This window comes from Streptomyces apocyni, assembly GCF_009739465.1.
GTDB classification, from domain to species: domain Bacteria; phylum Actinomycetota; class Actinomycetes; order Streptomycetales; family Streptomycetaceae; genus Streptomyces; species Streptomyces apocyni.
Genome location: NZ_WHOM01000051.1, coordinates 62,749 through 89,185, shown reverse-complemented (window position 1 = coordinate 89,185; position 26,437 = coordinate 62,749). Strand labels below are relative to the sequence as shown.

21 protein-coding genes are annotated in these 26,437 nt (G+C 69.7%); 9 read left to right on the top strand and 12 right to left on the bottom strand.

The features are described 5' to 3' along the window. Positions 1–5: 5 nt before the first annotated feature. The 5 genes from GCN81_RS13460 to rhaI all read right to left on the bottom strand — a co-directional run bounded on the left by GCN81_RS13460 (position 6) and on the right by rhaI (position 7,071). Positions 6–1,502 (bottom strand): LutB/LldF family L-lactate oxidation iron-sulfur protein, encoded by a 1,497-nt coding sequence (locus GCN81_RS13460; protein ID WP_156724808.1) that lies wholly within the window; start codon positions 1,500–1,502, stop codon positions 6–8. Continuing rightward, positions 1,499–2,254, bottom strand: coding sequence for a (Fe-S)-binding protein (locus tag GCN81_RS13455; RefSeq protein WP_156724807.1), 756 nt, complete (start codon positions 2,252–2,254; stop codon positions 1,499–1,501). Before GCN81_RS13455 ends, GCN81_RS13460 begins: the two co-directional genes overlap by 4 nt. Before the next feature lie 52 nt (positions 2,255–2,306). Further along, on the bottom strand, positions 2,307–3,743 hold the full coding sequence (locus GCN81_RS13450) for a rhamnulokinase (RefSeq protein WP_156724953.1): 1,437 nt from the start codon (positions 3,741–3,743) through the stop codon (positions 2,307–2,309). A gap of 38 nt (positions 3,744–3,781) precedes the next feature. Continuing rightward, positions 3,782–5,821 (bottom strand): bifunctional aldolase/short-chain dehydrogenase, encoded by a 2,040-nt coding sequence (locus GCN81_RS13445; protein WP_156724806.1) that lies wholly within the window; start codon positions 5,819–5,821, stop codon positions 3,782–3,784. 89 nt (positions 5,822–5,910) lie between these two features. Continuing rightward, complete coding sequence (gene rhaI / locus GCN81_RS13440; RefSeq protein WP_156724805.1) at positions 5,911–7,071, bottom strand: L-rhamnose isomerase; 1,161 nt, start codon at positions 7,069–7,071, stop codon at positions 5,911–5,913. A gap of 160 nt (positions 7,072–7,231) precedes the next feature. Here rhaI and GCN81_RS13435 point away from each other — a divergent pair, with 160 nt between their 5' ends. The 4 genes from GCN81_RS13435 to GCN81_RS13420 all read left to right on the top strand — a co-directional run bounded on the left by GCN81_RS13435 (position 7,232) and on the right by GCN81_RS13420 (position 11,357). After that, positions 7,232–7,552, top strand: coding sequence for an L-rhamnose mutarotase (locus GCN81_RS13435; RefSeq protein WP_156724804.1), 321 nt, complete (start codon positions 7,232–7,234; stop codon positions 7,550–7,552). Between the two features lie 96 nt (positions 7,553–7,648). Next, on the top strand, positions 7,649–8,695 hold the full coding sequence (locus GCN81_RS13430; protein ID WP_156724803.1) for a LacI family DNA-binding transcriptional regulator: 1,047 nt from the start codon (positions 7,649–7,651) through the stop codon (positions 8,693–8,695). 150 nt (positions 8,696–8,845) lie between these two features. Then, the gene (locus tag GCN81_RS13425) at positions 8,846–10,201 is read left to right on the top strand and encodes an NAD(P)/FAD-dependent oxidoreductase (RefSeq protein WP_156724952.1); all 1,356 of its coding nucleotides are present in this window, start codon (positions 8,846–8,848) and stop codon (positions 10,199–10,201) included. Positions 10,202–10,331: 130 nt separating this feature from the next. Then, positions 10,332–11,357 (top strand): LacI family DNA-binding transcriptional regulator, encoded by a 1,026-nt coding sequence (locus GCN81_RS13420; protein WP_156724802.1) that lies wholly within the window; start codon positions 10,332–10,334, stop codon positions 11,355–11,357. A 45-nt stretch (positions 11,358–11,402) separates the two neighbouring features. Here the strand turns inward: GCN81_RS13420 and GCN81_RS13415 are convergent, their stop codons facing one another. From GCN81_RS13415 to GCN81_RS13400, 4 genes are all read right to left on the bottom strand, one after another. Continuing rightward, a complete protein-coding gene (locus tag GCN81_RS13415) occupies positions 11,403–14,186 on the bottom strand; it encodes a glycosyl hydrolase (RefSeq protein ID WP_156724801.1) in 2,784 nt (927 codons plus the stop codon). Positions 14,187–14,409: 223 nt separating this feature from the next. Beyond that, positions 14,410–14,724, bottom strand: coding sequence for a hypothetical protein (locus tag GCN81_RS13410; protein WP_156724800.1), 315 nt, complete (start codon positions 14,722–14,724; stop codon positions 14,410–14,412). 133 nt (positions 14,725–14,857) lie between these two features. Then, on the bottom strand, positions 14,858–16,048 hold the full coding sequence (locus GCN81_RS13405; protein WP_197287621.1) for a cysteine desulfurase family protein: 1,191 nt from the start codon (positions 16,046–16,048) through the stop codon (positions 14,858–14,860). After that, complete coding sequence (locus GCN81_RS13400) at positions 16,045–16,713, bottom strand: ArsR/SmtB family transcription factor (protein ID WP_156724799.1); 669 nt, start codon at positions 16,711–16,713, stop codon at positions 16,045–16,047. Before GCN81_RS13400 ends, GCN81_RS13405 begins: the two co-directional genes overlap by 4 nt. 99 nt (positions 16,714–16,812) lie before the next feature. Between GCN81_RS13400 and GCN81_RS13395 the strand changes: the two genes are divergently transcribed. The 3 genes from GCN81_RS13395 (at position 16,813) to GCN81_RS13385 (ending at position 20,896) form a co-directional block, all read left to right on the top strand. Beyond that, on the top strand, positions 16,813–18,171 hold the full coding sequence (locus GCN81_RS13395) for an MBL fold metallo-hydrolase (RefSeq protein WP_156724798.1): 1,359 nt from the start codon (positions 16,813–16,815) through the stop codon (positions 18,169–18,171). Next, positions 18,168–19,442, top strand: coding sequence for an MFS transporter (locus GCN81_RS13390; protein WP_156724797.1), 1,275 nt, complete (start codon positions 18,168–18,170; stop codon positions 19,440–19,442). The genes GCN81_RS13395 and GCN81_RS13390 overlap by 4 nt, the downstream gene beginning before the upstream one ends. A gap of 185 nt (positions 19,443–19,627) precedes the next feature. Then, positions 19,628–20,896 carry a cytochrome P450 family protein gene (locus tag GCN81_RS13385; protein ID WP_407697964.1) on the top strand — a complete coding sequence of 423 codons (1,269 nt, stop codon included), beginning with the start codon at positions 19,628–19,630 and terminating at the stop codon, positions 20,894–20,896. 38 nt (positions 20,897–20,934) lie between these two features. On the opposite strand, the gene GCN81_RS13380 is transcribed toward GCN81_RS13385, so the two are convergent. The 3 genes from GCN81_RS13380 to GCN81_RS13370 form a co-directional block, all read right to left on the bottom strand. After that, complete coding sequence (locus tag GCN81_RS13380; RefSeq protein ID WP_156724795.1) at positions 20,935–21,876, bottom strand: TauD/TfdA dioxygenase family protein; 942 nt, start codon at positions 21,874–21,876, stop codon at positions 20,935–20,937. Between the two features lie 456 nt (positions 21,877–22,332). Further along, positions 22,333–23,655 (bottom strand): ABC transporter substrate-binding protein, encoded by a 1,323-nt coding sequence (locus GCN81_RS13375; protein ID WP_197287620.1) that lies wholly within the window; start codon positions 23,653–23,655, stop codon positions 22,333–22,335. 74 nt (positions 23,656–23,729) lie between these two features. Next, positions 23,730–24,635, bottom strand: coding sequence for a bestrophin-like domain (locus GCN81_RS13370; RefSeq protein ID WP_197287619.1), 906 nt, complete (start codon positions 24,633–24,635; stop codon positions 23,730–23,732). Positions 24,636–24,932: 297 nt separating this feature from the next. Between GCN81_RS13370 and GCN81_RS13365 the strand changes: the two genes are divergently transcribed. Beyond that, positions 24,933–25,559, top strand: a complete 627-nt coding sequence (locus GCN81_RS13365; RefSeq protein WP_156724792.1) for a GyrI-like domain-containing protein — start codon at positions 24,933–24,935, stop codon at positions 25,557–25,559. 86 nt (positions 25,560–25,645) lie between these two features. Continuing rightward, the gene (locus GCN81_RS13360) at positions 25,646–26,311 is read left to right on the top strand and encodes a YwqG family protein (RefSeq protein WP_156724791.1); all 666 of its coding nucleotides are present in this window, start codon (positions 25,646–25,648) and stop codon (positions 26,309–26,311) included. Positions 26,312–26,437: the final 126 nt, after the last annotated feature.

Genomic DNA, 26,437 nt, shown 5'->3' with positions numbered 1-26,437 from the left:
TCGGTTCACTGGGCTCCGCCCTCTCCGCCCTTCGTACGCTGCCACCAGTCGCGGAACGACTCCGCGGGCACCGGCGGCAGATCCCGGGTCGCGCTCCACGCCCTGCCGGGGCCGGGCAGCGACCGCGGATGCAGCCGACGCGTACGCGAAGCGACCCGTTGACCGGCGCGCAGGGCCCCCGGTCGGCTGAATGCCCAGCGTGCCGCCCGCATGGCGACCCGCTCGGCGCCGTGCCCTTTCGCTGGCCTCAGCACGACCTTGCTCCCGTCGCGTGTCACCGGCCCGCCCTGGACCACCCGTTCACGCAGATGGACGAGCACTTCGGGGATGTCGATGGCGACCGGGCACACGTCGTAGCAGGCCCCGCACAGCGAGGAGGCGTACGGCAGCGAGGCGTCGACCGCGCTGCCCGTGCCCCGTAGCTGAGGGCTCAGGATCGCCCCGATCGGGCCCGGGTAGACCGAACCGTAGGCGTGGCCGCCAGCACGCTCGTACACCGGGCAGACATTGAGACACGCCGAGCACCGGATGCAGCGCAACGCCTGGCGGCCCACCTCGTCGGCGAGCGTGTCGCTGCGCCCATTGTCCAGCAGCACCAGATGGAACGCGCGGGGTCCGTCGCCATCCGTCGTACCGGTCCACATCGAGGTGTACGGGTTCATCCGCTCGGCCGTCGACGAGCGTGGCAGCGTCTGCAGGAAGACCTCCAGGTCCCGCCAGGTCGGCACGATCTTCTCGATGCCGACGACCGAGATCAGCGTCTCGGGCAGGGTCAGGCACATCCGCCCGTTGCCCTCGGACTCCACGACCACCAGCGTCCCGGTCTCGGCCACCATGAAGTTGGCGCCGGAGATTCCCACCTTGGCCCGCAGGAACTTCTCCCGCAGGTGGAGCCTGGCCGCCTCGGCCAGCTCGGTCGGCGCATCGGTGAGGCCCTCAGGGGCGGGGCGGCCCCACGCGCCCATCTCCGAGCGGAAGATGTCCCGGATCTCGCCGCGATTGCGGTGGATGGCAGGAACGAGGATGTGCGACGGCCGGTCCTTGCCCAACTGCACGATCAGCTCGGCGAGATCCGTCTCGTACGCCCGGACGCCCACCGCCTCCAGCGCCTCGTTGAGACCGATCTCCTGGGTGGCCATCGACTTGACCTTGACGACCTCCGACTCACCCGTTTCCTGGACGAGCCGGGCCACGATCCGGTTGGCCTCGTCGCCGTCAGCGGCCCAGTGGACCGTGCCGCCCGCCGTCGTCACCGACGCCTCCAATTCCACGAGGTAGCGGTCGAGATGGCGGAGCGTATGGTCCTTGATCTGCTTCCCGGCCTCCCTCAGCTCCGCCCAGTCGGAGAGCTCGGCGACGGCGTCGGCTCGCTTGGCGCGGATGGTGTGGGTGGCGTGGCGGAGGTTGCCGCGCAGGGTGGGGTTGTTGACGGCGTTGTGCGCGGCCTCCGGGAAGGCGGGCATCCCGACGAAGGTGCTGCCGCTCGTACGGCTGCCGCTCATACGGTGGGGTCCTCTTCTGTGCTGGCCAGGATCTCGGCGATATGGACGGGCCGGACGGCTGTCGCCAGCCGGGTCATGGTGCCGCCGATGTGCATCAGGCACGAGTTGTCGGCCGCGCACAGCACCTCGGCTCCCGTGGACTCGGCGTGGTGCACCTTATCCGCGCCCATCGCCGCTGAGACATCGGCGTTCTTCAGCGCGAAGGTGCCGCCGAAACCACAGCACTCCTCCGCACCCGGCAGCTCCACCAGCTCAAGCCCGCGCACGGCCTGGAGCAACCGCCGCGGCCGGTCGCCGAGCCCCAGTACGCGCAGCCCGTGACAGGTCGGGTGGTACGTCACCGTGTGCGGGTAGGAGGCGCCGACGTCCGTCACCCCCAGCACATCGACCAGAAACTCGGTGAGCTCGTACGTCTTGGGGATCACGGGCGCCAGGGCGGCGGAGAGACCGCCCCCGCGCCCCTCGGCCCGGGCCCGCTCACCCATCCGCGGATACAGCTCCCGCACCATCGCCGCACACGACGCGGACGGCGTCACGATCGCCTCGTACTCCCGGAAGACATCCGCGAAGCGGCGTGCGAGCGGCTCGGCCTCGTGCCGGTAGCCGGTGTTGTAGTGGGCCTGGCCACAGCAGGTCTGCGCCATCGGAAAGTCGACCTCGACGCCCAACCGGGCAAGGAGTCTCACCACGGCGCGGCCGGTGTCCGGATAGAGCGTGTCGTTGACACAGGTCAGGAACAGGGCGACACGCATCGCGGCTCCTTCGGATTGATCAGGTGGAAGGCAAGCATGGCCGATCTGCCGGTCACGCGAGGGCGAGCCGCTCCTCGGCCGCGCGCCACAGCGCGGCGCCGCCGCGCGGTACGTACCGCTCCAAAGGCTGAGTAAGAGCGAGCAGTTGACGCATCGACGCCCGGTCGCCGACCAGGCCGTGGGCCCGGGCCTGCACGAGGATATTGCCGAGCGCGGCGGCCTCGGCAGGACCCGCCACCACCGGGAGCCCGCAGGCGTCGGCGGTGAGCTGGCACAGCAGGGTATTGCGGGTGCCCCCGCCGACGAGGTGCACCACGTCGACGGGGTGATCGGCGAGCCGCCGCGCCTCCTGGATCGCCCGGCGGTGGGCCAGCGCGAGTGAGTCGAGGACGCAGCGGGTGACTTCAGCACGCGTCTCCGGCACCGGCTGGCCGGTGGCGCGACAGGCCTCCGCGATCCGCTCCGGCATCCGGCCGGGCGCGAGGAACGCCGCGTCACCCGCGTCCACGACCGACCGCAGCGCCACCACCGCGCTCGCCTCCCGCAGCAGCACACTCAGATCGGGGTTTTCCCAGGCCCGGAGGCACTCCTGGAGCAGCCACAGACCCATGATGTTCCGCAGGTAGCGGACGGTGCCGTCCAGGCCCAGCTCGTTGGTGAAGTTGGCGGCGCGGCTCTCCTCGGTGAGGAGGGGCGCGTCCAGCTCCAGGCCCGCCAGGGACCAGGTGCCGGTGGAGATGTACGCGAACCGCTCGCCCACGGCCGGTACGGCGGCCACGGCCGACGCGGTGTCGTGCGACCCGACCGCGGTCACCGGTACGGGACCGGTGAGCCCCGTCCGCTCCAGCACCTCCGCCCGCAGCAGCCCCGCCGGACCACCGGGCTGCCGCAACGGAGCGAACAGTTCCAGGTCGATACCGAGGCGCGCGGCGACGTCATGGGACCAGCCGCGCGTGCGCGGGTCGATGAGCTGGGTGGTGGAGGCGTTGGTGAGCTCGGTTCCTTGCTCGCCGGTAAGCCAGTACGACAGCAGGTCGGGGATGAGCAACAGCCGCTTGGCATAGTGGAGTTGCTGGGACGAACGTGCCGCTGTCAACTGGTACAGGGTGTTGAAGGGCGCGTACTGGAGGCCGGTCGCCGCGTACAGTTCGGCGGCCGGTACGTTCGCCCAGACCTTCTCCGCGACGCCCTCGGTACGGGGGTCGCGGTAGTGCACCGGGTTGCCGAGCAGCGCCCCGTCAGCGTCGAGGAGACCGTAGTCGACAGCCCAGCTGTCGACGCCGACGGAGTCGACCTGGCCCGCCGCCCGCAGTCCGTCGAGTACCCCGGTGTACAGCGCGAGGATGTCCCAGCGCAGCCCCTCCGGCACGCGGACGGGCCGGTTGGGGAAGCGGTGGGCCTCGGCCAGTTCCAGGGTGCCGGGCCCGACCCGGCCGGTCATCACCCGTCCGCTGGAGGCTCCGAGATCGACGGCGGCGTACGACTTCACGCGCGCGTGCGCCCGGGCGCTCGGCTTCACGCGCGCGCTCACCGAAGGAAGGCGGCCGCGACACCGGCGTCGACCGGGATATGCAGCCCCGTGGTGTGGGTCAGTTCGCCACCCGTGAGGGCGAACACGGCGTTCGCGACGTGTTCGGGCAGGACCTCCCGCTTGAGGAGGGTCCGCTGGGCGTAGAACTCGCCCAGCTCGTCCTCCTCCACCCCGTACACCTCGGCCCGCCGCGCACCCCAGCCTCCCGCGAAGATCCCCGAGCCGCGCACGACCCCGTCCGGGTTCACGCCGTTGACGCGGATGCCGTGTTCGCCCAGCTCGGCGGCGAGCAAGCGCACCTGGTGGGCCTGGTCGGCTTTGGTCGCGGAGTAGGCGATGTTGTTCGGCCCGGCGAAGACAGCGTTCTTGGACGCGATGTAGACGACGTCGCCGCCCAGCCCCTGCGCGGTCATCACCCGCGCCGCCGCACGCGAGACCAGGAACGAACCGCGGGCCATGACGGCGTGTTGCAGATCCCAGTCCCTGGCGGAGGTCTCAAGCAGCGACTTGGAGAGGGAGAGACCCGCGTTGTTGACGACGAGGTCGACCCCGCCGAAGGCGAGCACGGCCGCCTTGAAGGCCGCGCCGATCTGGTCCTCGGACGTCACGTCGACGGTCACGGCGACGGCCTGGTCGGGCCCGCCGAGTTCCGCCGCGACGGCCGCCGCGTTCTCCGCGTGGAGATCGGCGACGACGACACAGGCGCCCTCAGCGACCAGCCGGTGTGCGATCGCCTTGCCGATCCCGCTGCCCGCGCCCGTCACCAGTGCCACGCGCGTGGCCAGCGGCCGGGGCTTCGGCATCCGCCGCAGCTTGGCCTCCTCCAGCGCCCAGTACTCGATCCGGAACTTCTCCGACTCCTCGATCGGCGCGTACGTCGACACCGCCTCGGCGCCCCGCATCACGTTGATCGCGTTGACGTAGAACTCCCCGGCCACCCGCGCGGTCTGCTTGTCCTTGCCGAAGGAGAACATGCCGACGCCCGGGATCAGCACGACCGCCGGATCGGCGCCGCGCATCGCGGGGGAGTCGGGCCCGGCGTGCCGCTGGTAGTAGGCGGCGTACTCCTCGCGGTACGCGGTGTGCAGCTCCTTCAGCCGCGCGATGGCCTCCTCCAGCGGAGCGGCTGGCGGCAGGTCGAGCACCAGGGGCCGGACCTTGGTCCGCAGAAAGTGGTCAGGGCAGGAGGTCCCCAGCGCGGCGACCCGCGGGTGCTCCGCCCGCGCCACGAAGTCGAGTACGGCCTCGGAGTCGGTGAAGTGCCCGACCTGCGGCCGGTCCTGGGAGGCGATGCCGCGCACGTACGGCGCGAGGGCGGCGGCCCGCTCATGGCGCTCGGCCTCGGGCAGCGCCTCATACCCCTCGATCACCGGACCGAAGGGGTCGGGCCTGCCCTGCTTGGCCAGGAACCGCTCAGCGGTGTGGATGACGTACAGCGAGTTGCGTTCACACTCCTCGGCCGTGTCGCCCCACGCCGTGATGCCGTGCCCGCCGAGTACGCACCCGACGGCCCGCGGGTTGGCCTTCCGTACGGCCGCGATGTCCAGCCCGAGCTGGAACCCGGGCCGCCGCCACGGCACCCACACCACGGTGTCACCGAAGCACGCGGCGGTCAGCTTCTCGCCGTCCGCGGCACAGGCGAGCGCGATGCCGGAATCGGGATGCAGATGATCGACGTGCGCTGCCTCGACCAGTCCGTGCAGGGCGGTGTCGATGGACGGAGCGGCCCCGCCCCTGCCGTGCAGGCAGTAGTCGAACGCCGCGACCATCTCGTCCTCGCGCTCCACCCCCGGGTACACGTCGACGAGCGCCCGCAGCCGGTCAAGACGCAGCGCGGCCAGACCCGCCTCGGTCAGCGTGCCCAGATCGCCGCCCGACCCCTTCACCCACATCAGCTCCACGTCACCTCCGGTGACCGGGTCGGTGCCGGTGCCCTTGGCGGAGGTGTTGCCACCGGCGTAGTTGGTGTTGCGGGGATCGGAGCCGAGTCGATGGGAGCGCGCCAGCAGGGCGGCGGCTTCGGGATGCGGTGCCATGGTCGGGCTTCTTCCTCGCGTCGTCGGAACGGTACGTACGCCTACGGGTGTGCGCCTACGGGTGTGCGCCTACGGTGTGCGCCGGGGCGTCAGGCGCCCCAGCCCGCCTGGGCGCCGCCCACCCGCTCGGCGACGATGCGCTGCTGCCAGCCGGAGCGGCGGTACGCGGCGATCGGGTCGGGGTCCAGGCCCATCTCCTCGCGCACGTCGCCGAGCAGGGGCCGCACGTCCGTGTTGTAGGCGTCCATGAGTACGGCGTTGGCGCCGAGTACGTCACCGGCCCGCTGGGCCACGGCCAGCGCCTCCCCGTCGACCAGCAGCGCCTTCGCCGTAGCCTCCTGGACGTTCATCACGGACCGGATGACCGCCGGGATCTTGGCCTCGATGTTGTGGCACTGGTCGAGCATGAACGCCACGTCGGAGGTGAAGCCTCCGCCGCGCACCACCTCGTACATGATCCGGAACAGCTGGAACGGGTCGGCGGCTCCCACCATCAGGTCGTCGTCCGCGTAGAACCGCGAGTTGAAGTCGAACCCGCCGAGCTTCCGCTCCCGCAGCAGTGTCGCCACGATGAACTCGATGTTGGTGCCGGGCGCGTGGTGGCCGGTGTCCACGACGACCTGGGCCTGGTCACCCAGCTTGAGGCAGTGGGCGTAGGCGGTGCCCCAGTCCGGTACATCGGTGGTGTAGAACGCGGGCTCGAAGAACTTGTACTCCAGCAGCATCCGCTGGCCCTCACCGAGCCGCTCGTACACCTCGGCGAGCCCCTCGGCCAGCCGGTCCTGCCGCGCGCGGATGTCGTCCTGGCCGGGGTAGTTGGTGCCGTCGGCGAACCACAGCTTCAAGTCCGTCGACCCGGTGGCGTCCATGATGTCGACGCACGCCAGCAGGTGGTCCACGGCCTTGCGGCGCACCGCCGCGTCCGGGTGGCAGACGCTGCCCAGTCGGTAGGCGTCGTCCTGGAAGGTGTTGGAGTTGATCGCTCCCAGCCGTACGCCGCGCTCGTCGGCGTACTGCGCGAGTGCCGCGTAGTCGTCGACCTGGTCCCAGGGGATGTGCAGGGCGACGGTCGGGGCCACGCCCGTGACCGTGTGCACCTGGGCGGCGTCGGCCAGTTTCTCCCGTGGAGTGCGGGGCACACCATCCCGCGCGAACACCTTGAAACGGGTCCCCGAGTTCCCGTACGCCCATGACGGTGTCTCCACGGCCTGGCTCTTGAGCGCGGCCTTCACCGCGGCGAGGTCGGTCACTGGAGGGCTCCTCTGAATGAATCGATTCATCAGGAAACTAGGGGGCCGTCCGTGGGAGTGTCAACCCTGGCGCGGTATTGACGTGTTGAGGACGGTCTGCTTAATGTCCGGGCACTTGCATGAAACCTTTCATGGCATCGGAACCCTCAGGACGGCCTCCATGCAGCGCGTCTGCTTCCTGCTCAAGGTCCGCCAGGACCGGCTCATCGAGTACCGTCAGCGACACACCACCGTCTGGCCGGAGATGGTCGATGCCCTCTCGGCCTGCGGCTGGCACAACTACTCGCTCTTTCTCCGCAAGGACGGACTGCTCGTCGGCTACCTGGAGACCGAGGATTTCGCGGCAGCCGTCGCCGATATGGAGGCCACCGAGGTCAACGCCCGCTGGCAGGCCGAGATGGCCGACTTCTTCGAAGCACTCGACGGGCAGCGGCCCGACGCAGCCATGAGACCCCTCACCGAGGTCTTCCACCTCGCCTGACCCCAGCGCGGGCCGCGCCCGGACGGGCGGGCTGGACGCCTCACCCTGGGTAGTCTGAAACCCGCCGTCGCACTACACACCAGGAGGTCTCAGTCCGTGGCCCGGTCAGTGGGGATCAAGGACATCGCGCGCGCCGCCGGCGTGTCCGTGGGCACGGTTTCGAACGTGATCAACCGTCCGGAATCGGTCTCCCCGCAGACCCTGGCACGGGTCCAGGCCGAGATCGAACGTGTCGGCTACGTACGCAGCGAGTCCGCCCGGCAGCTGCGCGCTGGCCGCAGTCGCATGATGGGCCTGCTGGTCCTCGACATGGGCAACCCGTTCTTCGTGGACATCGCCCGCGGCGCGGAACGCGCGGCCCGCGCCGCCGGGCTCGGCGTCATGGTGTGTAACAGCGCCCAGAGCCCAACCGAGGAGGCCGAGTACCTGTCCCTCTTCGCCGAGCAGCGGGTACGCGGCGTACTGCTCACCCCGGCCGACGCCACCGGCCGCACGGTCGAGGACTTCCGCCGTCATCAGATCCCGTTCGTGCTCGTCGACCGGGTGGCCGACGGCAGCTCCGAGTGCTCGGTCTCCGTCGACGATGTCGCTGGTGGCGCCCTCGCCGTAGGCCATCTGATCGCATCCGGACACCGCTCGATCGCCTACGTCAGCGGCCCGCCCAGCCTCACCCAGGTACGCGACCGCCGCACCGGCGCACACACCGCCCTCGCCGACGCCGGGCTCGCCACCGACGCCCTGCGCGAGCTGCCCACCGAGCGGCTCGACGTCGCGGCCGGGCGCGACGCGGGAGCCCGCCTGCTGGGCCTCGCCGACCGCCCGACCGCCGTCTTCTGCGCCAACGACCTGCTCGCCCTCGGTGTCCTGCAGGCCATATACGACGCCGGGAAGAGCGTCCCCGATGACCTCGCGATCGTCGGGTACGACGACATCGAGTTCGCCGCCGCCGCGGCCGTCCCCCTCACCTCCGTACGGCAGCCAGCGGTCACCATGGGCGCCATGGCCGCCGAACTCCTCCTGGAGGAGACCGAGACGGAAGGCGCTGACACGCCACACGAGCACCGCCGGGTCGTGCTGCAACCGGAACTCGTCGTACGCCGCTCCAGCCTGCGGTCTCCTCAGTCTCCCCGGCACCCCCGGTAAAGGGCTGAAACGCGATCAACTACCCAGCCGGGCCGTGATACTGGTGTGTGGCGGATCTACTCACCAAGAGGGGCGCATTCGGTGAACTCGGTACGGGAAAACGGCGATCGGCGCTCGGGGCACGGCCCGGGCGGACGGCATGTGGTCGTGATCGGGGGCAGCCTGGCGGGCCTCCTCGCGGCACACGTCCTGGCCGGGCACGCCGAGCGCGTGACCGTCGTCGAGCGCGACCGGTACCCGGACGGGCCGTTGCCGCGCCCGGGTACCCCACAGAGTCGGCACCCCCATGTCCTGCTGGAGGGCGGCCAGCGGGCGCTGGAGTCGCTGCTGCCGGGCTTCATCGCCGAGCTGCGGGCGGCGGGTTCGCCCCCGGTGGGCATGCCAGCGGACATAGCGCAATGGCAGAGCGGGCGGTGGTTCCGACGCACGCCCGCGTCCACCCACATCTACACCGGTTCCCGCGCACAGATCGAGCACCTGGTGCGTCAACGCGTAGTCGCCAACCCCGCGATCACCGTGACCGAGGGAACCGACGTCGTCGGGCTGCTGGGCGAAGCCTCCCGGGTACGGGGCGTACTGCTGCGCGATCGCGCTGACGGCGCCCACGCACAACGCCAGCCCTTGGAGGCCGACTTGGTGGTCGACGCCTCCGGCCGGGGCACGAAGGCGCCGCAGTGGCTCACCGCGATCGGCGCGCGGCCCCCGCACGAGGAGACCATCGACACCGGCCTCGCCTACGCCACGCGCGTGTACCGCGACAGGAACAAGGCCCTGGGTGCCGAAACGCTCGCCTACTACGTCCTGCCCAACCCCTCCCAGGTCTACGGGGGCGGGGTGCTGCCCCTGGAGGACGGCACGTACATGGTCACGCTCTCGGGGCTACGCGGAGACGAACCACCCACCAGCGACGAGGAGTTCGCCGCCTACGCCAAGCGCCTCCCACACCCGCTGGTGCACCGTTGGCTCAGCGAGGCCGAACCGCTTGGCCCGGCATCCGGCTTCCGGCAGACCGCCAACGTGCGGCGCCGCTACGACCTGCATGGCCCGCGCCCTGCCGGATTCCTGGCGACTGGCGACGCCGTGTGCACGTTCAACCCGATCTACGGTCAGGGGATGGCCGTCGCCGCGTTGAGCGCGGTCGCCCTGCGCGACGTGCTGGACGACAAGCGCCGTACGCCCACCACGCGCCGGGTGCAGCGGGCCCTGCTCGCCGCGTCCCGGCAGGCGTGGGACATCTCAGCCGGGGCGGACAAGAAGATGCCGGGCGCGAGCGGCAACGCGGCCGCCGTCCGAGCCGCCGACCGGGCCGCGGGCTGGTACCTGCGCCGCGTCCAGGAGCGCTACCCCGGTGACCCCGAACTGGGCCGCGTCTTCCGCTCCGTACTGACGCTCACCAAGCCCCTGACGGCCTTGTTCGCTCCGGCGGTGGCCCGAACCGTCCTCTTCAGCCCACCCGGACAGACGCCGGTGGAGCCCCCACTGACCCGGGAGGGTCCAGCGGCCTGAGGTCTGGGAGCGCTCTCGTAGGGCGGCCGGTGACGGATATACCCTGTGCCCTGTCAGGGTCCCGGTCCCAGCCGCACGCAGCGGCAGCCGCGACAGACGCGTACGCGCACACACGCAAGGAGACCGAGCGTTGTCCGAGCCGACCGTTGGGTCCCGCCCCACCCTGGAAGCCGTCGCCGCCCGCGCCGGTGTCTCCCGGGCCACGGCATCCCGCGTCGTCAACGGCGGCATCGGCGTTCGTGCCCCGCTGGTCGACAAGGTGCGGCAGGCGGTCGACGAGCTCGGATACGTACCGAACCACGCGGCGCGCACCCTCGTCACCCGGCGCAACGGCGCGGTCGGGGTGTTGATCGCCGAGCCCGAGTTCCGGATCTTCTCGGACCCGTTCTTCGAGCGGCAGGTGCGCGGGATCAGCCGTGAACTCACCGTCCATGACTGTCAGTTGGTGCTGCTGTGGGTGGAGGGCTCCGCCGACCGCGACCGGGTGGCGCGCTACCTCGGCGGCGGTCATGTCGACGGAGCGCTCGCCTTTTCCCTGCACAACGACGACGAACTGCCCGCGCTCATCAGCCGTGCCAGGATTCCCGCGGTGTTCGGCGGCCGCCCGCCCGCGGGTCACGACCTCGACATCCCCTACGTCGACTGCGACAACCGTGGCGGGGCACGGGAGGCGGTGCGCCACCTGTGCGCCCTGGGCCGGAAGAACATCGCCCTCATCGCGGGTCCACGGGACCAGACGTCGGCACTCGACCGGATTGACGGGTACCACGATGTGCTGGTGGATGCCGACCCCGCGCTGCTGTGCCAGGGCGACTTCACCGCGGAGAGCGGCGCACGGGCGATGGCCGAGCTACTGGACCGTCGCCCGAACGTCGACGGCGTCTTCGCCTCGAACGACCTGATGGCGTCCGGCGCCCTGCGCACCCTGCGCGAGCGCGGCCTGCGGGTGCCCGATGACGTCGCGCTCGTCGGCTTCGACGACGTGGGCTCCGTGGCGGAGACGACGGAACCGGCGCTGACCACGGTACGGCAGGACATCGAGGGCATGGGGCGGCTGATGGTGCGCCTGCTGATGCGGCTGCTGAACAACACGGCGGGCGATGCGCCCGCTTCCGTCATCACCCCCACCACGCTGGTACGGCGGGCATCGGCCTGAGAGCCGACGCCCGCCGCCGTTCATGGGGGTGGGGGTGGGGCTGGGTCAGTCGTAGGGGATGACCAGGACCGACGTGGCGGTGCCAGTCCGCAGCGAGGACGTGCCGTTCCCGATGGCGCTCCAGACCTCCAGGCGCACGGTCCCGCCCTTGAGATCACCGAGCGCGCCGCTGGCCGCCTTCAGTCCGCGCGACTGGGTGTACTCCTCCCATCCGTTCACCGGATCGGTCGCGAAGTAGGTGTAGGTCTCGGTCCGTTCGAAGTCGCCGTCTCCGGTGAGGTCGTAACTGACCCGGGCCTGCTGGCCGAGCGCGACCGTGGTGCCCGCGTCGACCGGGAGCCGGAAGGCGGTCGAGCCGCCGGGGGTGAGCGTGCCGTTGACGCCCCGGGCCTCGTACACGAGCGGCTTGTGCGGCGTGCCGTCGTGGTTGGCGCCGTCAGCGGACGCGATCGTGTCGCTGCCCGGTGTGCCGTCGGTCGCGGTGGTGAGAACACCGCCGCTGCGCAGCTGAAAGGTGTTGCCCGTCGGCGGATCGGGCTCAGGATCGGGGTCGGGGTCCGGGCCACCGGTGCCCGTACCGACAGCCGTGGAACGAGCGGGCACCGACAGGGACGTGCCGTCGGAGAAGGTCACCGTGCGGGCGGTCGGGCCGTGGTTGTGCGCGGCGTAGGTGAGCACGTCGCCCTTGCGGAAGACGGCCGAGGTCGGGATGGACCCCGTCACCGTCGCGTCAGGAGCCCCGAGCGCGTCCAGCGTGTTGATCCAGTGGTAGGTGTGGGCCTTGGACTCGCCCTGCTCGGGGGTGTATCCGGCGTGGCCCGCGTCCCACTTGGACTTCGCCGTCGCCGGGTCGGCGAGCGACTCGAACTCCCAGAGAATGTCGCGCCATTCGACGGCGGGCCCGCCGTTCTCCCGCTCCAGCTCGGCGATATTGCGCCGGATGGCGGCCTTGTGGCCGCCCAGGTGCAGTGAACCCCCGGTCACCGGCAGGACGTTGATGCCATGGATCTCCTCGGGGTTCGCGGTCCACCAGGTGGCGTACGCCCCGCCGCTGCCCCACACCATGCCGACCGTGTCATGGCCGTAGGAGGACGGGAAGACCTGCTCGTCGGCGTCGAACCAGTACTGGGCGATGGACTCGGACTCCGTGGTCAGCAGAAAGGCGCCGAGGTCGCGCAGCGAGGTGTCCCCGGTAGCCGATCCCCACAACACCAGGGCGGCGCTGAGATTGGTGGACTCCGACGACGACTCCTGGTTGTTGCCCGCGGCGAAGCCCTGGTGCCCGGAGGCCCAGCTGTGGCCCGCGTAGACGTCGAAGCCGCGCAGGAAGGGGAACGCGTCATCGGTGCGGCTGGGATTGGCCGTATCGCGGACGAGCATCCGGACCATGCCGCCCCACGCCGCGTCGTCGGCCCAGCCCTGGTCGTACTGGGCGACGATGGCCGCCGCGTACACGTAGTAGCCGTAGTGGAAGTGGTGGTCGTTGAGCTCGGTGTCGCTGCCGTAGGAGGCCGGATAGCCGGTGAGGGTCCGCCAGTCCGTGTCGTACGAGAACTCGCTGGCGCCGCCCGCGGTGAACCACTCCTGGAGCCTGCCCTTGATCAGCCCAAGGAGCCTGTCGCGTAGCGCCTCCTCGCCGATCTGCTCGGCGAGGGGCACGAGTTGGGCGAGGCGCCCGAGCGCCTTACCCGTCCAATAGGTATCGCTCGCGCCGGAGAAAGGATCGTCGGCGTTCACGACCTCGTTCAGATAGCCGCGCAGGCGGGCCGAGTCGACGCCGTCGGACTTCGGCAGCGCGGGCAGCACCGCCGACGACTTCTGACGGGTCGTGAAGGAGGCCGCCTCGCGCACCTTCATCGTCCCGCGTGGGGAGACGTACGTGTACGGGGTGAGCGGGTCCGTGGTGTTCCGCCACTGATGGCGGTACAGGGCCTGGATCGTGCCGCGTTCGCTGCCTTCCTCGGCCTGAGTCGTCAGCGTGTACGTGGCCTTCACCGTGCCGCCGCTGGAGCTCCAGGCCACCTTGGAGCCGGTGACAAAGCTGTAGGCGTACTTCTGGTAGGTGGCGAGCGCGCCTTTGTCGGGGAGGACGGCCAGCGAGAAGTGATCCTGGGAGCCCAGGCCCGCGCGGATGGTGGAGCCGGAGACCTTCCAGTCGCTACCGGTGGGGGCGAACAACGCGTAGTGGTGGCCACCGACGGTGATGCCGAGGACATGACCCTGGTCGGCGAAGACGGTGGGGGCGCCTGCCGTGGTGATCTGCGCGTCGGCGCCGGACCCCTTCGCGTACACGAAGGGCAGGCCGTGGCCGATGGTGGTGCGCAGGGTGCGGGCGCCGTCGGACCAGTAGGGCGTCACGGTCCAGTCGGACCAGTCGTCGGCCTTGGTGTCGGGGGAGTTGAGCCCGGCGAGCCCGATGGTGAGGTCGCGTTTGTGGGCGAACTCGTACTGGCGCCCCTCGCCGACGATCGCCGGGCTGGTCGGATAGCCGACGTCGAGTCCGCCCGAGGTGGCCTGGTAGGTGAGTGGGTGCCCGTACATCGGGGTGGAGTACGGATTGTCGCCATAGCGCTGGAAGGCGAGCGACGACCACCAGTCATTCGTGGGTACGGGGCGGTCCTTCGCGGCGTCGGTGACCTTGGGTGTGACGGGGGCGCCGGTGTTGGTCTGGGGTCCTGACGTACCGGCCGGGCGGGCATCGGAGTAACTGCCCGAGCCTACGGGGACGGTGGCGGCCACCGCCGGACCCGCCGCCGGACCGAGTCCGACTACGGCCACGGCGGTGGCCAGGACCAGCACGGCGGCTGGTCTGGTGTGGGGGGCTCTCATGAACGGCACCTCGAGACGTCGTGGTCCGCGCGGGTTTGGTTGAGAGCGCTCTCTGCACTCTCAGGTGCGGAACGTAAGACTCCTGAACTCAACTGTCAAGAGAACAGCCGAACTTGCCGCTCAGAGGGCCAGTTCACGCCCCCAAGCCTTCGAGTCTTGAGAGCCGACCCCCTTCGAATCACCCAAACCCTGAAAGCGCTCTCGCCCGCACTCACGCCGCGCTTCAGTCGGCGCCGCGTGCGATGTCGAGCGCGAGTGCCTGCAAGATCGCCTCGGTCGGCGTCCCGGGTTCCAGCTGGTCGTATGCGTCGGCGATCGTCTGGAAGGCGAGGACGAAGCCGTTGATCAGCGCGCTCAGCGGGTCGGAGAGCTGCTCCAGGACGGCTTCGCCGATCTCTTGCGGGTCCGCGACCGCGGGGACGAGGAACTGCGTCGGGATGACCTCGCCGAGCAGATCAGAGACGTAGTCCGCGCCGACGTCTCCGCGCAGTGCGGTCAGCGCCGCGATGGCCTTGAGCTGGATCTCGTTCTCGGTCATGCGGCGAGCCTAGGAACTGGCGGCGCTCATGCCGCGAAGCCGCGCGGCGAGCACCGCTCGTGTCGGCCAGGACAGTCTCCTGCCCATAGGTCGGGTGAGGCACGCGCACCGGCGCACCGGAGCAGCGGTGGGGTTACGCGAGGCCCAGGAGCCTGCGCGCGGCGGTGGTGATCAGGTCGGCGGCTCGGTCGATGTCGTCGGCGGTGGTCCAGCGGCCTAGTGTCAGGCGGAGGGCGGCGAGGCCGCGGGTGTCGTCCAGGCCCATGGCGCGGAGTACGGGCGAAGGGGAGTGCTCACCGCTGTGGCAGGCCGAGCCGGTGGAGGCTGCGATCTGCGGCGTGGCAGCCAGGAGTTCATGGCCGCGGGTGCCGTCGATGCTCACGTTGAGGGTGTTCGGCAGGCACGATGTGGCGGCCGGGCCGTTGAGGTGAACCTGGTCCCGCAGGGCTGCGGTCAGCCGGGCGTACAGCCGGTCGCGCAGTGTGGAGATGCGCTTGCTGAAGCCGTCGGCCAGTTCGGTGGCGGCGAGTTGGGCAGCGGTGCCGAGGGCCACGGCGAGGGCGACGCTCTCGGTTCCGGCGCGCAGGCCGCTCTCCTGGCCGCCGCCGTAGACGAGCGGTTCGAGGGTGATCCCGCGGCGGACGTACAGGGCGCCGATGCCCTTGGGCGCGTACATCTTGTGGCCGACGAGCGTCAGCAGGTCCACGCCCCACTCCGCCACATCCAGGGGGATCTTCCCGGCCGCCTGGGCCGCGTCGCAGTGGAAGAGCGCGCCGTGGGCTCGGGTGACGCGGGCCAGTTCGGGGACCGGCTGGAGGGCGCCCGTCTCGTTGTTGGCGGCCATCACGGACACCAGCACGGTGCGGTCGGTGAGCGCGGCGGCCAGCTTCCCGGGGCCGGTGACACCGTTGCGGTCAACGGGCAGATACGTCACCTCGGTGCCGTGCAGTCGCTCCAGGGCCCGGCACGTTTCCAGCACGGCAGGATGCTCGGTGACCTGGGTGATCACATGGGGACGCTCGGTCCTGGCGGCCAGTACGGCGCCGCGCAGGGCGAGGTTGTCCGCCTCCGAGCCGGAACCGGTGAACACGATCTCGTCGGCCTCGGCGCCGACGAACGCCGCGACCTTGGCTCGGGCATGGTCCAGGGCCTTCTTCGGTTCGGTGGCGTAGGCGTGTCCGCTGGACGGGTTGCCGAACCAGTCCGCGAGATACGGGCGCATCGCCTCGACCACCCGCGGATCGACGGGGGTGGTGGCGTTGTAGTCCAGATAGACCGGCCGCCCGCGGTGCCCGCCCTGGAGTCCCGGGTGCGTGGCGATCACGCGGCGACCCCCGTTTCCACGGGCAGCTCGGCGAGCCGCCACTCCAGCATCCCGTCGGTCAGCCGGACCGCCCTGCGGCCGCGCTCGTGCAGCAGCCGTACGGCGTCGTAGGCGAGGACGCAGTAGGCGCCCCGGCAGTACGCCACGACCTCGGCATCGTCCGGCAGCTCCGACACCCGGTCGGCCAGCTCCTCGACCGGGATCGAGAGGGCGCCGGGGATATGTCCGCCCGCGTACTCCTCGGCCGGACGCACATCGAGGACGACGAGGTCGCCTGTCCGTGCGCGGGCGAGCAGCTCCTCCCGGTCGACCTCCCGGGCTTCATCGGTACCCAGGTAGGCGGCGCGCGCGGGCTCGACATCGCTCTGGTGCGTCTGGGCGACCTGGCGCAGCAGGGCGTACAGGGCGGCGACGTCGTCCCCGGCCAGCCGGTAGTGGATGCGTACCCCTTCGCGGCGGGTGGCGACCAGGCCCGCCTGCTTGAGGGTCTGCAGATGCGCCGACGCGGTGGTCAGGTTCAGCCCCGCGGCCTTCGCGAGCGCGTCCACGGTGCGCTCGCCCTGGGCCAGCAGATCGAGCAGCTCCAGACGCTTTCCGCTGCTCAGGGCCTTGCCCGTACGGGCGAAGGCGTCATACAGCGCGGCCTTGCGCGCGGGGTCTCCCATGACCGAACTCCCATCATCCATAAATCCATGGAATATTGTAACTAGAGGCGGGCGCTGAAGCGACCCGACAGCTACCGTGACACTGGAGGAGAGGATCCGATGGGTTTCCCCGACGATCACCTGATACCGCTGGTCGACAGCGGTCTCGGCAACAGCGCCTATCTCGTCGACCTCGGCGACGGCCGCGCCCTGGCCGTAGACGCGAGCCGGGACCTACGCGCCCTGCGCGCCGCGGCCGAGCGGCGCGGACTGTCCGTCGCGTACGCCGCCGACACCCACCTGCACGCCGACTTCCTGTCCGGCGCCCTGCAGCTCGCGCACGACGACGGTGCCGCCGTCCTTGCCTCCGCCGCCGGGGACCGCGCCTTTGCGCACCAGCGCCTGGGCGACGGCGACGAGATCGGCCTGGGCGGCCTGACCCTGCGGGCGCTGTCCACCCCCGGCCACACCGACGAGCACCTGTCCTTCCTCCTGCTGGACGGCACCCGCGAACTGGGAGTGTTCACCGGCGGCTCGCTGATCGTCGGCTCGGCCGCCCGCACCGATCTCCAGGGAGCCGACCGCGCCGAGGAACTCGCCCGTGCCCAGTTCCGTTCGCTGCGGCGGCTGGCGGAGCTGCCGGACCAGGTGGCTGTCTGGCCCACCCACGGTGCGGGCTCCTTCTGCTCCGCACCGCCCGGCGCCGAGCGCACCACGACCATCGGCGCCCAGAAGCAGGCCAACCCCTTGCTCGCGGCCCCCGACGAGAGCTCTTTCGTACGCCAGTTGCTGGGCAGCCTCGGCTCCTATCCCGACTACTTCGACCGCCTCGGCGAGATCAACCGGCGCGGACCCACGCTCCTCACGGGGACGGCGATCCTCCCTCTGCTCGACCCACCCACCGCACGCCACCTCCTTGGGCAGGGCGCTCAGCTCGTCGACGTACGCCCTGTCGCGGACTTCGCCGCCGGGCACATCCCCGGCGCGATCTCGATCGCGCTGCGCGACCAGTTCGCCACCTGGCTGGGCTGGCTGCTGCCCGACGACACCCCGCTGATCTTCGTCACCGCCCCGGGCCAGGATCTGGCCGAGCTCACCTGGCAGGCGTGGAAGATCGGATACGAGCGCCTCGCGGGCCACCTGGAGATGGCGGCCTGGACCGCGGACGGGGGCAGGCAGCAGCGCGTCGAACTCCTCACCGCCGACCGCGTCGCCCACCGCCCCGTCCTCGACATCCGCCAGCACTCTGAGCACCGCGCTGGCCACATCCCCGAAGCGGTCGGCATCGAACTGGGCGAGCTGACCGGACGTACCGGCGATGTACCGGCCGGTGCCGTGGTCGCCTGCGGGCACGGTGAGCGCGCGATGACCGCCGCCAGCCTCCTCCAACGTGCCGGACTCCAGGGCCTCGCCGTCCTCGACGGCGGCCCCGCTGACTGGTCGAAGGCCACCGGGCGCCCCCTCGAGGAAGGCGCATGACCATTCCCTCCACCACCCCCGGCAGCGGCATCCAGCTCGGGCTGCGCGCCAACCTCGCCCAGTTCACGCTGCTCGTCGCCGTCAACGCCCTGGTCGGCGGCATGCTCGGCCAGGAACGCGTCGTCCTGCCGCTGCTGGCCGAAGAAGTCTTCCACCTGGCCGTCTCCGTCAGCGCGTTGACGTACATCCTGGCCTTCGGCGCCACCAAAGCGGCCACCAACTTCGCCGCCGGAACCCTCTCCGACCGCTACGGCCGCAAGCCCGTCCTCATCGGTGGCTGGCTGCTCGCTCTGCCCGTACCCGCCATGCTGGCCTGGGGTCCCACCTGGGGGTGGATCGTCGCCGCCAACATCCTGCTCGGCGCCTCCCAGGGCCTGACCTGGTCCACCACCGTCATCATGAAGATCGACCTGGCGGGGCCCGAACGGCGCGGCCTGGCCATGGGGTTCAACGAGGCCGCCGGATACGTCGCCGTCGCGGTCACCTCCATGGCCACCGGCGCCATCGCCCACCACTACGGCCTGCGCCCCGAACCCTTCCTCCTCGGCGCCGCCTACGCCGCGCTCGGCCTCGGCCTGTCCCTCCTCGCCGTCCGCGAGACCCGCGACCACGCGCGCGCGGAAGCGGCCCTCCACCCCGTCCAGGCCACCGCCGAGACCGAGTTGACCACCGCCCAGATCGCCCGGCGCACCAGCTTCACCGACAAATCCCTGTCCGCCGCCAGCCAGGCGGGCCTGGTCAACAACCTCAACGACGCCCTGGCCTGGGGCATCTTCCCGCTGCTCTTCGCCGCCCACGGCCTGTCCGTCGCCCAGATCGGCGCACTCGCCGCCCTCTACCCCGCCATCTGGGGCGCGGGCCAGCTCCTCACCGGCTGGTGGTCCGACCGCATCGGCCGCAAACACCTCATCACGGCGGGCATGCTCGTCCAGGCCGCCGCCATCGCCCTGGTCGCCCTCGGCACCACCTTCCCCGTCTGGGCCACCGCCCAGATCCTGCTCGGAGCAGGCACCGCCCTGGTCTACCCCACCCTGCTCGCCGTCATCGGCGACGTCGCCCACCCCGCTTGGCGCGCCCGGGCCGTAGGCGTCTACCGGCTGTGGCGCGATGGCGGCTTCGCTGTCGGCGCCCTCGTCGCCGGAGCCATCGCCGGGGCGTACGGCCTCACCGCCGCCATCTGGACCGTCGCCGCCCTCACCGCGGCCTCCGGCCTCGTCGTGGCGGTGCGCATGTACGAGACGCACCCACACCCCACCACCTCACCCGCCTGAGGGGCATCCGGTCGGCCACCCGCAACGTGGCGCGGCCTGGAACACCGCCGTGGCGGTCGAGTACCGTGAACCGGGCACTCGACCGCGTCCACCTCTCGTACCCTCGTACTCTCGTACGCCGATATCGAGCCGAGGTGGCGGCAAACCCGCGTTCCGTTCCCTCGTCCCCCACTCCGGGAGAGCCGTTGAACACGTCATCGGTGAACGACACACCCGACCAGCCACACCACCTCGACCCAGCGGGCGGCTGCCCCCACGCGGAGAACGCCCGGCTGCTCGCACGCGGCACAGTCACCCCTGTGGTCCTGCCCGGCGAGGTGCGGGGCATGGCGGTACTGGGTCATGACGCGCTCAAGGAATTCCTCGCGCACCCCGATGTCGCCAAGAACGCCCAGCACTTCGCCGCGCTCCAAGCCGGGCAGATACCCGACGGCTGGCCCCTGAAGACGTTCGCCACCGTACGGGGCATGACCACCGCCGACGGCGCCGACCACCGGCGGCTGCGGTCACTGGCAAGCAAGGCGCTCACGGTACGCCGGGTGGCCCAACTGCGCCCCCGTATCGAGGCATTGACCGCCTCGCTGCTCGACGGCCTCGACCAGACCGCCACCGAGTCCGGTGACGGCATCGCGGATCTACGCGCGCACTTCGCGCTACCGCTGCCGATGGGCGTCATCTGCGAACTCCTCGGCATAGACCCCGAACACCACGACCGCCTACACCACCTGTCGAACCAGATCGTCGCCACCGACATCAGCCCCGAGCGGTCGATGGCCGCCAACCAAGACATGCTGGAGGTACTCGGCGCTGTCGCCGCCGCCCGGACCAAGGCCCCGGGAGACGACCTCACCAGCGCCCTGATCGCAGCTCGGGAGGAGGACGGCGACCGCCTCAGCCCGCACGAACTCCTCGGCACCCTGCTCCTCATGATCATCGCAGGGCACGAGACCACCCTGAACCTGATCACCAACGCGGTACGGGCTCTCTGCGCACACCGCGACCAGCTCGCCCTGGCCCAGTCCGGAAAAGCGTCCTGGGCAGACGTCGTGGAAGAGACCCTGCGCTGGGACAGCCCCGTCAGCTACTTCCCCTTCCGCTACGCCACCCGCGACCTGACCCTCGACGGCACCGTCATCCCCAAGGGCACCCCGGTGCTGGCCGGTTACTCCGCCGCGGGCCGAGACAAGCGGGCTCACGGACAAGACGCCGACCGCTTCGACATCACCCGCGACAACCCAGCCCGCCACCTCTCGCTCGGTCATGGCGCACACTTCTGCCTGGGCGCCCCGCTGGCGCGTATGGAGGCCACCATCGCGCTCGAGCAGCTCTTCGCACGCTTTCCGGACCTCCACCTCACCACCCTCGAACCGCGACTACCCAGGCACGCGTCCTTCGTAGGCAACAGCGTCCGGGAACTCCCCGTACGACTCCGCCACAAGCACCCCACCCACTGACCACTCCGCCCCCCGCCCTCGCACCCACCCGCGGGCCATCAGAACGGTCGGTCGCCCGCGATGGCGACCCGCTCGGCCACCCGGCCATGGGGCGCGTAGTCGTTCACCGCGTAGTGCTGGGTGGCACGGTTGTCCCAGAACGCGACGTCGCCGGGCTGCCAACGGAAGCGCACCTGATACTCCGGGACGTGCGCCTGCTGGAACAGGTAACGCAGCAGCCGGTCGCTGTCCTCGCGCTCCATGCCGCTAATCCGCGTGGTGAACGAGGTGTTGACGAAAAGCATCCGCCGCCCGGTCTCCGGATGGGTCCGCACCACGGGGTGCTCCACAGGAGGGAACACCGACTGAAGCGGGGCGAGCCGCTCGGGCGGATAGAAGCGGGCGAACCCGGGGATGAAGTCGTGTACGGCCCGGGCCCCGTCGATCCGTTCCTTCACCTCCCGGGGGAGGTTGTCGTACGCGGCCGCCATGTCCGCCCACATCGTGTCCCCGCCAACTGGCGGGACCTCACGCAGCTGCAACACGGCACCGAGCGCAGGCCGCTCCCGGAAGGTGACGTCGGCGTGCCACACGTTCTCGAACGTCGGCGTGGTGCCGCTGCCCTTGTCGAAGCGAACCACGTCGTCACTGGCCCCCCGGGCGAGCAGCGGGTTGGTCTCCAACTCCCCCCACTGTCCCGCGAAGTCACGCTGTTGCACGGAGGTGAGGTGCTGGCCTCGGAAGAAGAGCACCTTCCACTCCAGCAGCGCGCGGTTCAACTCCTCGCGCAGCGCGGGTTCCAGCGGACACGACAGGTCCACGCCCCGCACCTCGGCCCCGATAGTGCGCCCCTGCGGCACCAGCTCGATCCGCTCATAGGGACGCTCCTCCCAGCCCCCGGGCACACGACGCAGGACACGCACACCCTCGTACATCCCGTCCTCGGGCACCCGGGCCTCACGCAGGGCGGGCAGCGGAACGGCAGCAGTCTGCACAGTCATAAAGGGAATCCTTCTTCTCGCTGATGACGGCCGACGGCCGACTCTGAGACGTGTGCCCTGGGGTGCCGAGATAGAGAAAGGAGCCCAGTGCCGCACCGAAGGGGTGAGGACCGAGACCGGACTACTGGAAACAGCCAGAAAGGCGACCAGCACGGCCTGGGCTACGGCGCGCGGCGAATACCCAGCGCAGCGGCAGCCCGGCTAGCGACCGGAACGCTCGCACCCGGTTCGATCCGGGACACGCAGCGGCCCCGTCTCATCGAACCAGTGCCTAGTCATGCCGACGATTGTGTGATCCACGGGTCCGCCCTGTCAATGTGGGCTTCGCGGCTTGGGCCCCTGCCCTGGGCATGCAGCGGCTGGAGCACTTCTACCTGGCTCCGCAACAGGGCCGAGGGCCGGGGGGGAGACGAACGAACCAGAGCCTGACCGGCCCAAGATGAGTCAGACACTTGTTCAGTCCTTGTAGCCACCGCCCTCGACCACATCGTTCGCGAAGAGTTGGGCCTTTTCCAGCGCTTCGTCGACCGACTGTCCGCCCGCGATCGCCGCGGAGATCTCCTTGGCCACCCGTCCGCCAAGGCCCGCGTACTCCGGGATGCCGACGTATGACGTTCCTGTCCACGGCTGCTTATGCAGACCGGGCCGTGTGAGGTTCACGGAGTTGAGCGCGTTCAGTGTCGGTTGGAGAAACGCCTTGGCGGCCTTCTTGTACGGAGGAAGCCTGTACGTGGAGAGCCGACTGCCAGGAGGCACTCCGACCCAGCCGAGCTTTTCGCCGTACAGCTTCAGGTACCGCTTCGACGTGGCCCAGGAGGCGAAGTCCCACGCCGCTTTCGGGTGTTTGGACGTGACAGGGATCGCCAGCGCCCAGGTCCACAGCCACCCCGAGTTATCCGTGCGCATCACCGGCGCCGGAGCGTAGCCGAGCTTTCCGGCGACCGTGCTGGTCTTGGGGTCCTCAAGACGCCCGGCGAAGGAGGTAGTGTCGTACAACATGGCCGCCTTGCCCTGCTCCATCGTCGCCTGGCACTGCGCGGGCCCGGCTTCGAAAGCGCGGGACTCGCCGGAACTGCGGACGAGGTCCACGTAGAACCGCACCGCCCGCTTGGTTTCGGGGGAGGTGAGTTGGGGGTTCCAATTCTCGTCGAACCAACGGCCCCCGAAAGTCAGGATCACCGTGTTGAGAGGCAAGAGGTCCAGCCAGACGGGACCTCCGCGCAGGCAGATACCGGCGGTGCCGTGCTGGGGATCGTGGAGCTTGGCCGCCAGTTTCGCAACCTGCTGCCAAGTTGGCCGTTCCGGCATGGTCAACCCGGCCTTGGCCAAGAGATCCTTGCGGTACACCAGGAAAGACGACTCCCCGTAGTACGGCACCGCGTACAGCCCGTTACGATACGACAGTGCCTCACGCACCACAGGAATGAAATCCTTTACGTCGTAGTCGTCCTCCTGGTCGTCCTCCTGACTCGCTAAGGCGTCGAGCCGAGTGAGCCATCCTCGCGAGGCCCAGATCGGCGCCTCCCACGGGCCGATGGAGACGACGTCGTAGCGGCCGACTTCGTTGGCGATGTCCTGGGGAATCCGGTTCCGCAGCACACTCTCCGGGAGAAACTCGAACTTCACCCGGACATGCGGTTGGGCACGCTGGAAGTCGTGGACCAGCCTCTGCATATCCCGCGTGAAGTCGACGGACGCGACGGTGATCGTCGTCGTACCCCGCTCGCTCCCGGTACAGGCGGCAGGGCCAAGCGCGAGTGAGACGAGTAAGCCCCCCACCAGAGGGATACGTGAGAGCCTCCCGCCCCGCCGCCCGCCCCGACGCCGGTATGACATCGCTTCGGTCGTGCGCCTCACTGCGGCAGCTGCTCCGAGCTCGCGAACGACACGTAATCAGGCACGTTCAGGAGGCAGCCTGGCACCCGCTCCGCGCTCGATACTCCGAAATACGTCGTGATCTGCTCCTCTCCCACCCGGGGAACTCCCATTCCCTGCGTCAGCGCGACCTTCCAGGGCGTGAGCCCGATCGCGTTGTTGCCCTGGAGCGGATAGTCCAGCGTGATGATCAGCGTGATGAAGAGTCCGATGAAGAGCGACAGGAGGCCGGTCAGCGCCACATGGTCGAACAGCCTGACGCCGACAAGTGCCCAGGTCGCGCCAATGGTTACCAAGGCGCCACCGAAGAGTACGAGATACAGCACAGGCAGCAGTCCGATGCTCACCTCCCCCTGCCGTTCCCGGCGAAGGTTGTTGTACTCGTTAAAGGCCTCGAGGGTGACGGACTGGGCGTTCGACTCCTGCTCGTTCTGCGGCTCATAGAACATCAGAGATTCAAACACCGCGTCCAGTCGCCCCCGGTCATCGGCGATCTCACCCCGCTGCTGCTTCGACCAGACCTCGTTGATCACATTCTCCGCGTAGTTCCGTACCTGAGACTGAATCCGACATCTACGGCTGTTGGGAAACGCCTGACCCGCGCGATACACGGTGGTGAGTTGTGAGGCCTCCTTGTTGACAAGCTTCTTCACCTCCACATAATGCTCATACGCCCCCACGGCAACCAGCCCGACCAGCAAGGCGTAAAAGGCCCCCACGACTTCGACGAGGAACTTGACGCGTTCGTTGTGATCGGGATCTTCGCCGAACCAGTCGCGGACCTTCGAGCGCGCGAGCAAGCCACTCAGCCCGAACACAAGAAATCCCCCGACCAAGACCGCAGCCTGTGCCCAAAACGTCAAATGCGAGAACCAATCAGGCATACGCCGAACCCGCCCCCTGCGTACCATCACGAGATTCATCAGCTTGGTCAGGCACCACCAGCACGATGATCCTCACGAAACCACCGTCATCACAAGGGCGCGCGAACCCAACAAGCAGCAGTCACCCTCACATGGCACACGCGGATACCCCGCGCGTACGCCACCCGGCGCAACCCGGTGCGACGAACGCCCCAAGAGTAGGGGCCAGGGCGGTGTCGTTGAATGTCATGGCCCCCTACTCTCTGAGCCTCCTTGAGAGAGAAAGGTCGTGGCTCGCCCCGCGAGCCCAGGTGCCCAATGGCCGACAAGATCGACTTCAAGAAGACCCTCGACGCCTACCAGGCGAAACGAGACCAGTTCCGCCTCGTGGACGTGCCCGACTTCCAGTACCTCATGATCGACGGCCACGGTGACCCCAACACCTCACCCGCCTACGCCGAAGCCATCAAAGCGCTCTACCCGGTGGCCTACACGCTGAAGTTCGCCAGCAAGCGAGACCTCGGACGCGACTACGTCGTCATGCCCTTGGAAGGCCTGTGGTGGGCCGAGGACATGGACGCCTTCACGGCGTCGCGTGACAAGTCCCGCTGGGACTGGACGTTGATGATCATGACTCCAGACTGGATCGACCAGCAGATGTTCGACGCCGCCGTCGAACAGGCCGGAACGAAACATCACCTGGCGCGCCTGGGCGATATCCGCCTGGAGTCGCTGTCCGAGGGAGTCTGCGTACAGACGCTGCACGTCGGCTCTTTCGACGACGAGGCCGGCGTTCTGGCACGGCTGCACCACGAGTTCATTCCCGACAACGGTCTCCACATGGTCGGCAAGCACCACGAGGTCTACCTCAGCGACCCCCGCAAAGTCGCCCCCGAGAAGCTGCGCACCATCCTCAGGCAGCCAGTCCGCCCCACCCCGGGATGACCCTTGGCGCCAGCTGGCCCCGGTTGTCAGTGGCGGGCGATAGTTTGTGCGGCAGCAGAGCAGGTCGATCACAACGGGGGATCCCTATGCGGTACCGCTTCACGTCCTACCACCGGGCGAGTGACGCCGAGACGGCCGTCACGGACGGCACCAGGCTGGGCGGCCTGCCGCACTGGCTGGAGGAGCCGCAATGGCCGGTCGACCCGTACGAGAACGAACTCGCCCCGTTCATGGGGCAGTTCCGGATACCGGCGGCGGACTGCGGCGGGAACGGGGACCGGATGGTGTACCTGTTCGCCATCGGGATGTCGGGTGAACACGCCACCGTCGTCCAGCCGGGCGGGCGGGTCACCGAGTCCTTCGAGACCCGGGCGGCGGCCACCGGACCGACCGACCTGGACCGGATCCATCTGCTCCGGGTGGAGGAGGAGGTCGACTTCTCCCGCGTCGAGCGGGAAATGGAACCGGTCGAGGGCGAGGACGAGGAGGACCGGGCGTGGCGGCTGGAGGAGCTGCTCGACGAGCGCCAGAAGGACGCCACAGGCAGCATCCGGATGAACCAGCTCGGCGGCCCGGGTGTGGTGCCGGTCTGGTTGCAGGGCGAAGACCTGCCGGGTGAGGGGTGGCAGCTGGTCGCCCAGTTCGACTCCTGCCAACTGCCCTTCGCGGTCAACTTCGGTGACACCGGGGTCGGTTACCTGTTCCTCTCGCCGGACGGCAAGAACGCCGAGTTCTTCTTCCAGAGCTGCTGAGGGGGCGGCTCCACGGCCACGGTGGCGCACGGCGGGTAGGCGGCGGCTGGTCACGCGATGCGTTTTCTTGTTCGTAACAGGGTGCTTGCGAACATCTATTGACATGTCTGCGTCGGCCCCGCCAGA

Excerpts from the sequence above, each read along its gene's own strand:
- GCN81_RS13460 (WP_156724808.1), bottom strand. The coding sequence starts at position 1,502 with ATGAGCGGCAGCCGTACGAGCGGCAGCACCTTCGTCGGGATGCCCGCC.
- GCN81_RS13395 (WP_156724798.1), top strand. The coding sequence starts at position 16,813 with ATGGGTTTCCCCGACGATCACCTGATACCGCTGGTCGACAGCGGTCTC.
- GCN81_RS13360 (WP_156724791.1), top strand. The coding sequence starts at position 25,646 with ATGCGGTACCGCTTCACGTCCTACCACCGGGCGAGTGACGCCGAGACG.
- GCN81_RS13390 (WP_156724797.1), top strand. The coding sequence starts at position 18,168 with ATGACCATTCCCTCCACCACCCCCGGCAGCGGCATCCAGCTCGGGCTG.
- GCN81_RS13370 (WP_197287619.1), bottom strand. The coding sequence starts at position 24,635 with ATGCCTGATTGGTTCTCGCATTTGACGTTTTGGGCACAGGCTGCGGTC.
- GCN81_RS13410 (WP_156724800.1), bottom strand. The coding sequence starts at position 14,724 with ATGACCGAGAACGAGATCCAGCTCAAGGCCATCGCGGCGCTGACCGCA.
- GCN81_RS13445 (WP_156724806.1), bottom strand. The coding sequence starts at position 5,821 with ATGGCACCGCATCCCGAAGCCGCCGCCCTGCTGGCGCGCTCCCATCGA.
- GCN81_RS13380 (WP_156724795.1), bottom strand. The coding sequence starts at position 21,876 with ATGACTGTGCAGACTGCTGCCGTTCCGCTGCCCGCCCTGCGTGAGGCC.
- GCN81_RS13365 (WP_156724792.1), top strand. The coding sequence starts at position 24,933 with ATGGCCGACAAGATCGACTTCAAGAAGACCCTCGACGCCTACCAGGCG.
- GCN81_RS13455 (WP_156724807.1), bottom strand. The coding sequence starts at position 2,254 with ATGCGTGTCGCCCTGTTCCTGACCTGTGTCAACGACACGCTCTATCCG.
- GCN81_RS13435 (WP_156724804.1), top strand. The coding sequence starts at position 7,232 with ATGCAGCGCGTCTGCTTCCTGCTCAAGGTCCGCCAGGACCGGCTCATC.
- GCN81_RS13400 (WP_156724799.1), bottom strand. The coding sequence starts at position 16,713 with ATGGGAGACCCCGCGCGCAAGGCCGCGCTGTATGACGCCTTCGCCCGT.
- GCN81_RS13415 (WP_156724801.1), bottom strand. The coding sequence starts at position 14,186 with ATGAGAGCCCCCCACACCAGACCAGCCGCCGTGCTGGTCCTGGCCACC.